13 protein-coding genes are annotated in these 13,742 nt (G+C 51.5%); 6 read left to right on the top strand and 7 right to left on the bottom strand.

Annotated elements, in window-relative coordinates; translation table 11 throughout:
* Positions 1-379 precede the first annotated feature (379 nt).
* Positions 380-1,051 (bottom strand): type 1 glutamine amidotransferase domain-containing protein, encoded by a 672-nt coding sequence (locus E6C74_RS03175; RefSeq protein WP_136483267.1) that lies wholly within the window; start codon positions 1,049-1,051, stop codon positions 380-382.
* A gap of 110 nt (positions 1,052-1,161) precedes the next feature.
* On the opposite strand from E6C74_RS03175, the gene E6C74_RS03170 reads away from it, so the two are divergent.
* Together E6C74_RS03170 and E6C74_RS03165 are read left to right on the top strand one after the other, a co-directional pair.
* Positions 1,162-2,052, top strand: a complete 891-nt coding sequence (locus E6C74_RS03170; RefSeq protein ID WP_136483266.1) for a LysR family transcriptional regulator — start codon at positions 1,162-1,164, stop codon at positions 2,050-2,052.
* Positions 2,053-2,478: 426 nt separating this feature from the next.
* A complete protein-coding gene (locus tag E6C74_RS03165; RefSeq protein ID WP_136483265.1) occupies positions 2,479-3,621 on the top strand; it encodes a GNAT family N-acetyltransferase in 1,143 nt (380 codons plus the stop codon).
* A gap of 11 nt (positions 3,622-3,632) precedes the next feature.
* Here E6C74_RS03165 and E6C74_RS03160 read toward each other — a convergent pair whose 3' ends face one another.
* Complete coding sequence (locus tag E6C74_RS03160; protein WP_136483264.1) at positions 3,633-4,490, bottom strand: LysR family transcriptional regulator; 858 nt, start codon at positions 4,488-4,490, stop codon at positions 3,633-3,635.
* Between the two features lie 103 nt (positions 4,491-4,593).
* Between E6C74_RS03160 and E6C74_RS03155 the strand changes: the two genes are divergently transcribed.
* Positions 4,594-5,241: a glutathione S-transferase family protein gene (locus E6C74_RS03155; protein WP_136483263.1), complete on the top strand. Its 648-nt coding sequence runs from the start codon at positions 4,594-4,596 to the stop codon at positions 5,239-5,241.
* A gap of 357 nt (positions 5,242-5,598) precedes the next feature.
* On the opposite strand, the gene E6C74_RS03150 is transcribed toward E6C74_RS03155, so the two are convergent.
* The 3 genes from E6C74_RS03150 to E6C74_RS03140 all read right to left on the bottom strand — a co-directional run bounded on the left by E6C74_RS03150 (position 5,599) and on the right by E6C74_RS03140 (position 8,138).
* Positions 5,599-6,561: a transposase gene (locus tag E6C74_RS03150; protein WP_136483262.1), complete on the bottom strand. Its 963-nt coding sequence runs from the start codon at positions 6,559-6,561 to the stop codon at positions 5,599-5,601.
* Positions 6,562-6,833: 272 nt separating this feature from the next.
* Positions 6,834-7,748 carry an alpha/beta fold hydrolase gene (locus E6C74_RS03145; RefSeq protein WP_136483261.1) on the bottom strand — a complete coding sequence of 305 codons (915 nt, stop codon included), beginning with the start codon at positions 7,746-7,748 and terminating at the stop codon, positions 6,834-6,836.
* A gap of 18 nt (positions 7,749-7,766) precedes the next feature.
* Positions 7,767-8,138 carry a helix-turn-helix domain-containing protein gene (locus tag E6C74_RS03140; protein ID WP_136483260.1) on the bottom strand — a complete coding sequence of 124 codons (372 nt, stop codon included), beginning with the start codon at positions 8,136-8,138 and terminating at the stop codon, positions 7,767-7,769.
* 77 nt (positions 8,139-8,215) lie between these two features.
* Here E6C74_RS03140 and E6C74_RS03135 point away from each other — a divergent pair, with 77 nt between their 5' ends.
* Positions 8,216-8,968, top strand: coding sequence for an SDR family oxidoreductase (locus E6C74_RS03135; RefSeq protein ID WP_136483259.1), 753 nt, complete (start codon positions 8,216-8,218; stop codon positions 8,966-8,968).
* 301 nt (positions 8,969-9,269) lie between these two features.
* Here E6C74_RS03135 and E6C74_RS03130 read toward each other — a convergent pair whose 3' ends face one another.
* Positions 9,270-9,803 (bottom strand): acyloxyacyl hydrolase, encoded by a 534-nt coding sequence (locus tag E6C74_RS03130; RefSeq protein ID WP_240798122.1) that lies wholly within the window; start codon positions 9,801-9,803, stop codon positions 9,270-9,272.
* 209 nt (positions 9,804-10,012) lie between these two features.
* On the opposite strand from E6C74_RS03130, the gene E6C74_RS03125 reads away from it, so the two are divergent.
* Together E6C74_RS03125 and E6C74_RS03120 are read left to right on the top strand one after the other, a co-directional pair.
* Positions 10,013-10,585 (top strand): YceI family protein, encoded by a 573-nt coding sequence (locus E6C74_RS03125; RefSeq protein WP_136483258.1) that lies wholly within the window; start codon positions 10,013-10,015, stop codon positions 10,583-10,585.
* A 239-nt stretch (positions 10,586-10,824) separates the two neighbouring features.
* The gene (locus E6C74_RS03120) at positions 10,825-12,579 is read left to right on the top strand and encodes a GNAT family N-acyltransferase (protein WP_136483257.1); all 1,755 of its coding nucleotides are present in this window, start codon (positions 10,825-10,827) and stop codon (positions 12,577-12,579) included.
* A 196-nt stretch (positions 12,580-12,775) separates the two neighbouring features.
* Here E6C74_RS03120 and E6C74_RS03115 read toward each other — a convergent pair whose 3' ends face one another.
* Positions 12,776-13,726, bottom strand: a complete 951-nt coding sequence (locus E6C74_RS03115; protein WP_136483256.1) for an FAD:protein FMN transferase — start codon at positions 13,724-13,726, stop codon at positions 12,776-12,778.
* Between the last annotated feature and the right edge of the window lie 16 nt (positions 13,727-13,742).

Genomic DNA, 13,742 nt, shown 5'->3' with positions numbered 1-13,742 from the left:
GCGTAAACGGCGAAGTTGAGTACTCCACCAAGTGACGCCCCACTCCGCTTTTGTGGCTAGTCGGGTAGTGAGTTAGAGCGGAGCTTGCCCTGTAATGCTGCCGGATTCACTAGGCACCGTAAAGTCGATCGCCAGTTTTTGGTAGTCAATAATCATCGGCCGATATAACCGAACAATCGTAACGATTATACAGTTTCGTGCGCGTTAACTGGTCAGGTGCAAGGGCCGGTATGAGCAGCTAACTCTAAAAACAAAGAGGACACACACCTTACTATGACGGCGTGTGTCCTCTTTAATTAACATCGCTCAGAGACAAAAATAGCCCACGTTCCGTGAGCTATTGGGTAATTAATCGATCTTAAACCTTAGCGGTTGTGGTTTACGACAACGCCGCGACCAATGCTTTACCGACGCCATGAGCACTGGTTGGGTTTTGCCCGGTAATCAGTCGCTCATCAACAATGACGAACTCCTGCCAGGGCTGCACTTTACTGAAACGGGCTGCTTTTCGGGTCAGTGATTCTTCCAGCAAGAACGGAATGTGTTCGATGGTGCCAAAATCAATCTCTTCTTCGCGGGTAAAGCCGGTAACCGATTTAGAGGCCAGTAAGCTTTCACCGCTGCTCAGAGTAATTGGCAGCAGTGCCGCCGGGCCATGACAGACAGCCGCAATCGTGCCGCCACCTTCATAATGTTTGGCCGCCAGTTGTGCAAAGCTGGCATTGCTTGCCAGATCGGACAGCAAGCCGAAGCCGCCCGGGTAGAATAGCGCAACATAGTCATCAATATTGATTTGCGAGACCGGAATGGTGTTATTGATGCGATTTTGAAAATCATCATCCGCCAGTACTCGGCTGTTCACCTCATCACCTTCGATGTCAGTGCCATACAGCGGTGCTTTGCCACCGTTAATCGACGCTATGTCATACTCAAATCCCGCTGTGGTCAGCTCATGAATGACGTGCGTAATCTCTGGTGAGTAAGTGCCGTTCGCCTGGTCGGTATCGCCCAGAGTGGCATGGTTGGTTACCGGAATTAGAATCTTCTTCATTGCTGTCTCCTGCATTATTGAGTACAAAAAAGATACTAATTGAAAATCATTTCAATGATAATACCGCCAATCAACAAAAGATTATTGCTAAATAGCAACAATGGAAGATTATGAACAGTTTCGAGGGCATCATCGAGTTTGTCGCCGTGGCGGAAACTCAGGGCTTTTCGGCGGCCGCTAAACAGCTCAGTTGCAGCACCAGTCACGTCAGCCGCCAAGTATCGCGGCTGGAGGATCGCCTGGGGGTCACCTTATTTGCCCGTTCAACCCGGCAAATCAACTTAACCGATGCCGGTCAGCTGTATTACTCGCAATGCCGAGAGCTGGTGACCGGGCTGGAACAGGCCAATGAAGGCTTAAACTCACAGCAAATTACTCTAAGCGGCACCTTGCGTGTTAGTGCTGCCGGCGGATTCGCGGAAGAACACGTCGCTCCGGCCCTGATGCAGTTTGCCAAGTTGTACCCAGAAGTGACCATCGAGATGGATTTTAACTCCCGGATGGTCAATTTTATTGAAGATGGCATCGACTTCGCGATTCGTTACGGCGCGCTAAAAGATTCGGGTCTGGTTGCCAGAAAGCTGGTTGACCGCCCAATGGCCGCCGTCGCCAGCCGTGACTATTTATATCGCTTTGGTGAGCCAACCCACCCGAATCAACTCAAACAGCATAGCTGCATCATTACCAATAACGATCACTGGCAATTTGCCAGCGAGAGCAAACCTCTCAGCGTGCGAGTGCACGGGCGCTGGAAAAGTAACAATTCCAATGCAGCCATTGCAGCCTGCGAGGAGGGGCTTGGCATCGCCTATATGCCGAAAAGCAGCCTGGCCAGAGGATTGGAATCCGGCACGCTGTTTCCGATCCTGCAAGACTTCTGGGGACCAGGCAACAGCAGCTGGATTGTGTATCAGAACCAACGCTTTCTGCCGTTACGTGCCCGCCTGGCGATCGACTATCTGGTCAGTTATTTCGCTGACTGGGCACAAGCTGGCAAATAACGTCCGCTCTAAGCAGGACACACACCGTATTCGAAAGCCACAGCTAAACAGGACACACACCCGATTAGACAGTGTGTGTCCTGCTTAATGTCTCCCACAAATTGTCAACCTAAGCCAGAGCGATAGAGTCAGATTAATAACGGGATAGTCACCTATGTTCCAAAAGCTCATTAATCTGACCATAAAAAAGCTGCACAACATAACTATATGTATTTTAAGAACAAATAACTCATTTGTAAGAAAATAAATTAAGGAGGGTTACCCATGTTCTAAAAGCTTTTAAAGCTGTACAAAGAGGCAGATCCGCCGTTAAAAATCCTGTCCATATAATGCGTATGTCCCGCTAACGGTTTGCTGATCACGGTTTGTCCTGATAAGGGTTTCTGCTAGGATAAATCACGCCTGTTTACTGCTTGGACGCTCCCCATGGCCCTCATCAAAGTTCACCAACAACTGACCGACATTCCGCAGCCTGAGTGGGACGCGCTGCGCTGCTGTGACTATCCGTTTCTGTCATACGCCTATCTGAGCGCGTTAGAACAGAGCGGCTGTGTCAGTGATGACAGCGGCTGGCATCCACTCCATCTGACCTTAGAAGATGAGCACGGCTCTCTGCTGGCAGCGATGCCGATGTATCTGAAAAGTCACTCCTGGGGCGAATACGTGTTTGACTGGTCATGGCAGGAAGCATTTGAAAAAGCAGGCGAAGAGTATTTTCCCAAGCTGGTGACGGCAATTCCGTTTACGCCGGTCAGCGGCCCGCGCCTGCTCTATCGCGCAGAGGTCATCAGCTATGACGACGCCCTGCAGCCGATGCTGAGCGCAGTGCGTCAGCTGTGTGCCGAGCATCAGTTCTCCGGCTGGCATGGACTGTTTGTCGAAGCGCGGCATATCCAAAAGTTCAAGCCGCTCTCGGTACGGATGGACTGCCAGTATCACTGGTATAACCGTGGCTATCAGCACTTTGATGATTTCCTTGCGACCCTGACTTCACGTAAACGAAAAAACCTGCGTAAAGAGCGCGAGAAAGTACAACAGCAACAGGTGGAACTTCGCGTTATTGAGGGAGAGCTGCTCTCTGCCGACGATGTGGCGGTGTTTTTTGAGTTCTACCAGCTGACTTATCTCAAACGCGGCCGCTATCCTCATCTCAATCAGGCCTTCTTTGAACAGCTACGCCGGCAGATGCCCACCCAGATTGTCCTCATCATGGCGTACCACCAACAGCTGCCCGTCGCCGGAGCCTGGTATTTTAAAGACTCGCAAACCTTATACGGCCGTTACTGGGGCTGCACACAAGAGTTCGACAGCCTGCACTTTGAAGCCTGCTACTATCAGGGGATAGAGTACTGCATCACGCATCAGCTTGCGCACTTTGACCCGGGCGCGCAAGGGGAACATAAGATTCAGCGCGGCTTTGAGCCGCTTGCCACCTGGTCCGTGCACTGGATTGAGTCCGCGACGTTTCGCCCGGCGGTCGCCGATTTCGTCCGCCGGGAGCAGCAGCTGGTACAAGACAGAATGGCGGCTCTCGCCACGTATCTGCCTTACAAGTCAGATCAGCCCTGAGCGCCCGTGCCTCAGACTACCGGTAAAGCTGTTTTAGCGCAGCAAAGCTCACCGATTTGATTGAGAAACTGACGCGGCAGCAGCGGATGGGATTTAGCGGCCACCAGCAACACAATATCGACCGCTGGCAGCGGCGGAAAGTCACTCAGGATGGTGAGATCGTCGGTTACACTGAGCCGCCCCATCGCGCCAACCGCCAGCCCCTGACGGACAATCGCCCGCTGCGCCGATGAGGTATTACAACACGCCACTAAGTGAAACGGCACACCGCGCTTGGTCAGGCTGTCGATGGCAGCCGAATGATAGCGGCAGTCGGTCTGAAACAGCGCCAGCGGCAACGAAGCACTCTGAGTGATCACCGCATCCGGCTGAGCCGTGATCCAAACGCCCTGATCACTGGTAATCCAGTACCCTTCCTCACTGTTGGACGAACGCGTCACAATCGCGGCATCCAGCTTACCTTCGTCCAGCCACTGGCGCAGTACCACACTCGGCTCATTAAACACCTGAATTGAACAGGTCGGTTTCGCCGCCAGTAACGCCTGCATTAATTTCGGCAATACCTGATCGTTATAGTCTTCCGGACAGCCGAGTCGCAGTGGCTGTTTGTGCTGGAACTGTTGCAACTCGACCAGCGCCTTATCGTGCCGATCCAGCAGTTCATGGGCATGATTGACCAGGCGGATACCCGCTTCGCTCAGGGCCAGATTACGCCCCTCTTTGACAAACAGTTCACTACCGATTTCCTGCTCCAGCTTGCGCATCTGCGCACTGAACGCCGATTGGGTCCGGGCAATTTGCTTGGCGGCGCGGGTAAAACTGCCGGTGTCGACAAAGGCCAGAAAACTGCGTAACGAGTCAATATCCATATCAATCCATCGCTTTTATTAATGGTTATTATCCAAACAATCCGTTAGTCAGGCTGCGATTGTTTTTCTATGCTGAGCAACAGACAAGACAAGGAGTTTATGTATGCAACTTTATATCGCCAATCAAAACTACTCAACCTGGTCACTCAGAGCCTGGCTGATTTTCGCCCATTACCATCTGCCGGTCGAGATCCGTAAACTGCAGCTATGCACCCCGGAGTTTTATACCACGCTGCAAGCCATTACGCCGACAGGCAAAGTCCCGGCTCTGCAGGATGGTGACATAGTGGTGTGGGAATCGCTGGCGATTCTTGAGTACGTCAATGACAACTATCTAAATGGCCAAGCCTGGCCTGCGGATAAAGCCGACAAAGCCAAAGCCCGGGCTATCAGCTGCGAAATGCATTCGGGGTTCAATGCGCTGCGTAACGAAATGCCGATGAACTGCCGCGCGCGCCGTCACGTTGAGTTAAGCGATGCCGCGCAACAGGATATCGCCCGCATTGATACGTTATGGAGTGAGCAGATGGCGCGCTATCCAGGCCAATGGTTGTTTGGCAAGTGGTCTATTGCGGATGCAATGTTTGCCCCAGTCGCGCTGCGCTTTAAAACCTACGGTATCGAACTGTCACCCGGCGCCGCCCAATACCGGGATCACGTGCTCGCCAGCCCGACCATCCAGCGCTGGCTCAGCGAAGCCAGCTTAGAAACCGAGATTGTTGATATCGATGAGGCTGGCACGCCAGTCTGATTTTTATTGGGACACACACCGTTATTCTCATACTCTTAACGGGACACACACCGTAAATATTGACGACTGATGAAAGTGTGTGTCCTGCTAATATATCCGAGCAGGACACACACCTTGAATTATGGTGTGTGTCCTTATCCACTCCCTTATCCACTCCCTTCAACACAAATGAATCTGAACAGGACACACACTTTAAGAGCAAAGACTAAACGTATAGTGTCCTTCACTCTCTAAACCAATATCAGAAAACGAAAGTAAATGAGGGTTATGACATCAAGGTGTACCAAAGCGGAAGGAAAGGTGTACCAAAGAGGACGTAAATACAGCAGAAATGAATCTGTACCCGGTTTTAAATAACTAAGAAATGACGATCCCCAGCATACGCTGGCGATTTAACTGCGATTTAGCATGCATGAGATGACGCTGCGAACCAACCCATGCTCTCGGCCTCTTCTCAAGTTCAGAGCAAAGCGTTAAACACTCTTTCTGCACCAGTGATAAACGCTGCAGAATACCCGGTGCGCTCTCATCGAGAACCCCACGTTTACCTTCTCTCATCTGCCGTCCCAGCCAATCCAACAGCTCCAGATAATCCATCAATCGAAACGGGATACCACGCTTTTTTTCCTGGCTGTGGTAACCAATAAAATCCAGCAAAGCACGCGCAGAGGTTTTACCTCTATCCAGGGCAACCAGGCGCGCTTTCACCGAAGTATGGTCAGACTGCTCAGGCGTATCCGCGATTTTCGCCCGTACAGGATTAAGATCAGCGTACGCCATAGCCGCCAGCAGAGCTTTGTCATCGAGCAGGGCCTGAGACTTAAACCGCCCTTCCCAGAACCGACCTGTGCACTGATCCTCTTGATTCGCCTGCCGTGCTATCTGGTAATTTAACTCTTTCATAAACCAGCTCAGTGAGCAAAGACGAGAGCGCCAAACCTCGATAATTTCCCGGCACTTCTGCCATTCGGCGGCAGCTAATTTCTGACCTGATTGATAACGCTGAATCAGTCTAGGCAAACAATGTTCTATCCCCCAGCGTTCAATGACGTCTGAATCGGAAAGTGCAGCCACGCCGTCCATGTCAATAAAGGCCACCAGGTGATAGTGATTACTCATCACTGCATAAGCGCAAATATCAATGCAGTAAATGGTCGCCAGAGTTAAAATGCGCTCTTCCACCCAAGCGCGACGATGTTGATAAGACTGACCGGTATGAGAATCCTCTCCACATAAATACGAACGACGTACGCAGCGAGAAACGCAGTGATAATAGGGTGTGATGTCAGGGCAAATCAACTGAGAGCGTGCTGTCGTCATAGGTCATGTCATTTATGGGTGATATGACGAGTCTGGCGCACAGAGCATAAAGCGCAAACGCACAAGAAAAAACTGCAGTCCAGATATCGTAACAGCTGCAACTGCACTGCTTATAAAGCATTAGAAAGTGGCCGCTCACCCGGGGGAAATGAACAGAAATAAACAGAGAAATAAACAGGACACACACCGTCAGTCACATTGAAATGATGGTGTGTGTCCTCGTCAAGGGCTCCCCGTTAACGGAGTGTGTCCGGCTAACAAACGGGCTAACACTACTCACATGGTGATAAACCGGCGATGAATGGCGCCATGTAATGGTGAGCCTCAAACACACAGGCGAGATGCGTCGCACCTGGCATCTCGTGACTTTGCAACAACTCACTCCCGTGCTGATTTGCAAAATCGCGCATCGCCTCACTATCAAACAGTTCATCGTTCTGAGCAAACAGCAGTAAGGTTGGGACAGGTAACGAAGACAGCTGTTTCGCGGGATGACGTGGCGTCAGCGCGTTAGCCATGTTAACGCTATAGCGCGAGACGAAGTCAGGTGCAGCCTTTAATACTTGCTCCGGGAAATTGAGCTTAACCGCCCAACACTGCCCGAACAGGTAGCCCGCACTGATTGCATTAACAATGAATGGCCACTGCCGTACCTGAGCAAAGCGCTGTTTTTCATCAATTGGACGAGCGATTCCGGCAAACGGACCAAGCTCAGGCGCGAGAAGAGTGAGGCTGTCAGCCGAGCGCCGATCATTGTAGCGGGTAAAATAGTTGATCAGCATACCCGCGCCACTAGAGTGGCCAGCAAGATGCCGCTGCGCATAAGGAAAACATCGTGTTATCTCATCGACTATCGTATCCACATCCCGCCAAATGAGCTCAGGTTGGGCAACGCTGCCCCGTTTTCCATCAGATTTACCATGCCCGCGTATGTCAACCAGGCAGACTGCAATTCGGGGATCGACACACAGCTGATAAGCCAGCACCGGATAACCTGCGTTACGATGAACGCCACCGCCATGGTACAGAATAATCACATCTGAGGGGGTATCACTTTGCTGATATACACAAAAGCTCAAACCCGCTACCTTCCCCTCACGGGTCTTCACCGCAGCATATTGCGCACTATCAAATTGGCCGAGATATTGAGAGTAACGATTAAAGTCAATCAAGTCAGAGAGTTCCATTCAAATAATTTCATCATTTCAACCAGCAGTATGACCCAACAGTGCCTGCCTATGTTCCGTCATCCATAATGCCAGAGAATCCAGCGTGGGTTTTAATGTTTTACCAAGCTCAGTGATCTGGTATTCCACTCTGGGTGGCATCTCCGGATAGACAGTTCTGGTCACAAGCCCTCTCGCCTCGAACAGGCGTAACTGCTTAGTCAGTTCCTTCTGAGTAATAGTCCCAATCGCGCGCTGTAATGCACCGAATCGAATCACCCCATCGGTCACGATGAGACGGTAAAGAATGGGGATCGCCCACTTACCGGAAATGATGTTTACGAAATCCACCATAGGGCAATGGAAGCTATTGGCAGCCAGTTTATTTTTATCAATTCCTTTAGTATCCATTTGGTACCTACTTCCTTATTCATACTATTAACTTAATAATGTTCATTTTTAACCCAAACAACAAGCAGGAAGTGAATATGAATGACCGGTTGAAAAACAAAGTGGCCTTGATTACCGGAGGTACCGCAGGAATCGGTTTGGAAACGGCAAGGCAGTTTCAACTCGCAGGAGCCAAAGTCATCGTGACCGGGCGCAGTCCCAAGGGGATTCGACGCGCACAACAATACTTAGACACCTCTGCCACAGTTATCCCAAACGATGCGGCATGCCCAGGCCAGCAAAAACGATTAGCGCAGCAACTCAGCGCTACAGTCAACAAATTAGACATCGTCTACCTTAACGCTGGTGATGTGACACACCTGCCTTTAGAAGAATGGGATGAAACCAGCTTTGACCGTGTTATCGCAACGAACCTGAAAGGGCCATTTTTCCTGATTCAATCCTTACTGCCACTACTTAATAACGGGGCTTCGATTATTCTGTGCGGTAGTGCCTCGGCCCACATTGGTCTGGCACAAAGCAGCATCTATGCTGCCAGCAAAGCCGGTTTAATTTCTCTGGCCCGGACGCTTTGCGCCGAACTCAAGCACAGAGGAATCCGGGTGAATGTTCTGAGCCCGGGACCGACTCAAACGGATGCATTTGATAAATTTGGTTTACCGGCAGAACAGCAAGCGGTATTGCTGGAACAAGTCAAGCAACTGGTGCCGCTCAACCGCTTAGGTACACCTGTAGAAGTCGCCAAAGCGGCATTGTTTCTCGCTTCTGACGATTCGTCTTATATGCTGGGTTCCGAGCTGCTGGTTGACGGCGGGGTGGTAAATATCTAGTCACTACCAGCACACACCTGACAACGATAAGAAGGTGTGTGTCCCCCTTTAACTTCTTGAACTTAACGCCCCGCTAACCTAACCCCGATTACGGTGTGTGTCCTCGTTACGTTCATAACGCACAAGAAAAAACTGCAGTCCAGATATCGTAACAGCTGCAACTTCACTGCTTATAAAGTAGTAGAAAGTGGCCGCTCACCAGGGGGAAATAAACAGAAATAAACAGGACACACATCGTCAGTCACATTGAAATGATGGTGTGTGTCCTCGTCAAGGGCTGGAAAAATGAACAGGACTGATGTCACCAGGAATAACGCACATTGATCAGTGCGGTGTTGTAGCCGGCGTTCTCATCATACAGCCCGCCGTTCGAGTAGTGAACATACATAAAGGCGAGATAAACCGCGTCATATTTCAGCCCGGCCGCGATTCGGTCTTCAAACTGGAAGTGGCCGCCCATGTCACGATCGTTGACATAACGGTCGCTGATGTAACTCACCCCGATACCGAACTCAACCACAGGGACGCCACCGAGCAGCGGCTGCGTGAACTGGTAATAGAGCACCGGCGTCAGCGCGATGATGCTGAAATCATCATCGTCGCGCAGGAACCAGCGGTTGTAGGAAGCATCCCAGTACACAGCGAGATGGCCGCGGTCACTCTCCAGCCAGCGGTAATCGAGGTCGTGTTGCCCCCCAATGCGCCCCAGCAGGTCGTCTTCAAACGAATAACCGGCCCCGATGCTGACACCGTCAACCAGGCTCTGACTGTAACTGGCAGGAACAAACAGAATAGACATGATGACTATCAATAGATTACGAAATAAAATATTCATAGTTTTGCTTTCTTGTTGTTATTGATAAAGGACATTTTAGTATAGGCACGCCATTAGTGTACTTTCTTGGCGCGGCGTCTGCAGGCAAAGTGACTAAGGCAACGGCCGTTTGCAGGCAGGCCCTTTCACTCTCATACCAACAATGTTTGTCATCCCGTGAATTAACCGACTACGCTTATGACTAATCCCCTCCCGATAAGGTTAGCATAATGAACAAAATCACCACTTCCCTCTGCCTCGCACTCACCGCTTTCTCTGTGCCAACGCTCGCCGCCGGTGACTACCTGCTTGACCCTAACCTCTCTTCGGTCAGTTTCGCCACCATCAAAAAGCAGTACATCGTCGAGCCAGCCAGCATACCTACCCTGAGCGGACAGCTGAGCGAAGATGGTAAATTCTCAGTCAATATCGACCTGACAGGCATCCGTACCGGCGTACCGATCCGGGACAGTCGCCTCAACGAGATCTATTTTGAGAGCATGAAATATCCGCAGGTGACGGTCAGCGGTGCGGTCGACAGTAAACTGCTGTCCGGGGCCGCCAGCAGCAGCATTATCTCAGCAGAGGTCACCCTGTACGGCCACAGCAAGATGGTGGATTTCCCGGTGGTGATCATGCCCGCCGATGGTAAGGTCATGGTCAGCTCCAGCGCTCCGGTCATCATCAACGCCGCTGATTTCTCGATTCCGGCCGCCAACCTGAGCGCCCTGTCAGACACCGTGGGCGGGCTGAGTTTGTCGGACAGCGTGCCGGTCAGCCTGACGCTGCTGTTTCAACAATAAGTTCAGTAATTACTTAAACAGTAACTTCAACAATAACACGCGGCACTTGATCGCTTAATGGAATCAATAGTTTAGTGAAACCAGCACCAGCCGGCGTCACTAATTTGTAGTCAAGTCACTAGTTTGTAATCAAGTCACTAATTTGCAATCAAACCGCCATTAAAGCCTCATGAAAGCGCCGCGAATCTGACACACAGCCTGACTAGCATAACGTCAACACATAGGATTGTGAGGACGTTATGCTATCCACCAGCCCCTTCAAATTACCGCGTAAAACCCCGTTTGGCCTTGGCGAACACCTGGCAGAATGGGCAACCGGATTAAGCCAGCTGGATAAATTCTACGCCCAGCGCCCGGCCGGCTGTGACACCGCGCAGTTCCTGCGCTTTACCCTCGAAATTCTCGGTATCGATTATCAGCTCACGAAAGGATCGTTAGCTCATGTGCCGCAAAGCGGTGCCACTGTAGTGGTTGCCAACCACCCGCTCGGCTGCGTGGAAGGCGTCATTCTGGCCGAAATGCTGCTGACCCGCCGCTCTGACATCAAGATCCTCGCCAACCACTACCTCAAAACCGTACCGGAACTCGATTCACTGTTTATCGGCGTCGATGTGTTTGAAACCGAGAAATCGGCCAAAGCCAATCTGCTCGCGATGCGCCAGGCACATAAACACCTTGAGCAAGGGGGATTGCTGCTGATTTTCCCGGCTGGTGAAGTGTCGCAACTGGTCGATCGCAAACAGCGCCGCCTGGAAGACAAAGAGTGGAGTCACTCAGTCAGCCGCCTGATCAAAAAACACAAAGCTAAAACGGTGCCGGTGTTTATCGACGGCCATAATTCGAAACGCTTTTATATGGCAGGTAAAATCCACCCGCTGCTGCGCACCCTGATGCTCGGACGCGAGCTGCTCAATAAAAAACAGAGCTGCATCTCAATCGCGATTGGCGAAACCATTCACTACAAAGAGATTCACGATCTGTGCGACCAGCAGTTGGTCAATTACCTGCGCCTCAACACCTACCTACTGCACAGCCAGCACACCATCACGCGGAATAAGGCGACCCAGGACAGTTCGCTGCAGCCAATCGACAGCCGACTGCCATCGGAGGATCTGCGCCAGGATTTAGCGCGCCTGCCTTTCTCCGATCATCTGCTGCGCCACAACGAATTTGACGTCTACTGCACCCGGGCCGAAAACATTCCGGCCATCATGCATGAGATTGGCCGGGTAAGAGAAATCAACTTCCGTCAGGTCGGTGAAGGCACCGGGCTGGCGCTCGATATCGATGAGTTTGATCGCGACTACCTGCATCTGTTTATTTGGGATCGCGAGCGTCAGGCACTGGTCGGCGCCTACCGTCTTGGCCTGGTGGATCAAATTCTTACAGAGCGGGGTATCGACGGCCTCTACTCCAGCACCCTGTTCCATTACGATCCGCGCTTTTTGCACAACATGGGCAATGCGATTGAAATGGGTCGCTCGGTGATCGACGCCTATTATCAGAAGAGCATGGCACCGCTGCTGCTGCTGTGGAAAGGCATCGCCACTTACGTCAGCCGCAACCCGCAGTACACTCATCTGTTCGGGCCGGTCAGCATCAGCAGTGATTACAGCGATCAGGCTCGGCGCCTACTGGCCGATACCATGACCCTGCACTACTACGACAAAGCGCAGGCGGATTTGGTCGAAGCCACCAACCCGCTGCCAGTCGGTCAAAATCTGTGGAATGCCAGCCTGCTTACCTCACTGGCCGATCTACAACTGCTGTCGCGGGTGATTGCGCGTATCGATGAAGGCAAAGGGATACCTGTTCTGCTGCGCCAGTATCTCGGCCTGAACGGCAAACTGGTCAGCTTCAACATCGACCCGGACTTTAACGATGCGCTGGACGGCCTGATTGTGGTTGACCTGCGCAACGTACCGCAGCGCACGCTGGCGCGCTATATGGGCAGCGCCGAAGCTGAGCAGTATCTGGACTACCACCAGCAATAATTATCTGCCAGACGAAACTATCTCTTAGGAGGACACACACCGTAATTGACGGTGTGTGTCCTCGTTAGGTTCTCGTTAGGTTTCACTTGTTAGATTTCTAAATTTTAGTTGCGGGCATAGGGAGATTTAGGGTGTGTGTCCCCGTTAGACTTTGTCCCTGTTAGACTTAGGTGCGGCCCGGTTGGAATGGTAGATCTCAGGGACGGCGTAGACGTAACGTCTGTCCATTATCGTCGAGGCCATCCGTGACACAAACATCGCCCTGGTTTGAAATCACGATGGCTTCAATACCGCTTTGCTGATTCAGATAGGCCAATGCCTCACCGACTGAAGACAAAAAGCCTGCAGTGCTCCAGATTTCTCCGTCGACGGAAAGATCCGAAATGATGGTGACACTGGCGATGTCGGTCACGATCGGTTTGCCGCTGTTTGCATCGAGCAGGTGATGATAGCGCACGCCATTATGCTCGAAGTATCGTTCATTGATGCCTGAGGTCACCATCGACTGATCCCTAAGTGGCACCACCCGGCAGACTTGTCCGCGGGAACCGAGCGGGTCCTGGATCCCGACCTGCCATACTTTGGCGGGGTTATCCACCGCATGGCCCAGAGTGAGCACGTTACCACCCAGATTAATGTAACCGGACTGAACATTCTGACTCACCAGGTAATGTTTTATCCGATCGGCAAAGTAGCCTTTGGCGATTGCGCCCAGATCCACCTGCATACCGACTTTGGTCAAGAACACGGTTTGGTAGTCGTCATCCAACACGATTCGGGAAGGATCCACTATCGCAAGCTTCTCGTTCAATTCAGCGTCAGTTGGCAGCTTTGCCTCTTTAAAGCCGATGCGCCAAGTTTTTATAAGCGGCCCAACCGCGATATTAAACGGGTTCGCTCGGTCCAGACTGACCGCCTGGGCCCGTTTCAGTAATTCATACAAATCCGCTTGCACCCGCACAGGACGAATCCCTGCATGATGATTAACGTTCATCAACTCTGAATCGGGCTGATTCACGGTAAAGCGTTGAGCAAAATCCTGCAGTTTAAGGTAGCACTCTTTTAGCAATGACTCGCCTTGGGGATGATGGATCACGAGGTCAATAAACGTGCCCATCATGTGAAAGCGAGCTTTATAGCTTGGCATTGTTTGCTCCCGCTTA

It is taken from the genome of Vibrio sp. H11, assembly GCF_004804295.1.
GTDB classification, from domain to species: domain Bacteria; phylum Pseudomonadota; class Gammaproteobacteria; order Enterobacterales; family Vibrionaceae; genus Vibrio; species Vibrio ostreae.
This window is presented reverse-complemented; position numbering and strand designations above follow the sequence as displayed.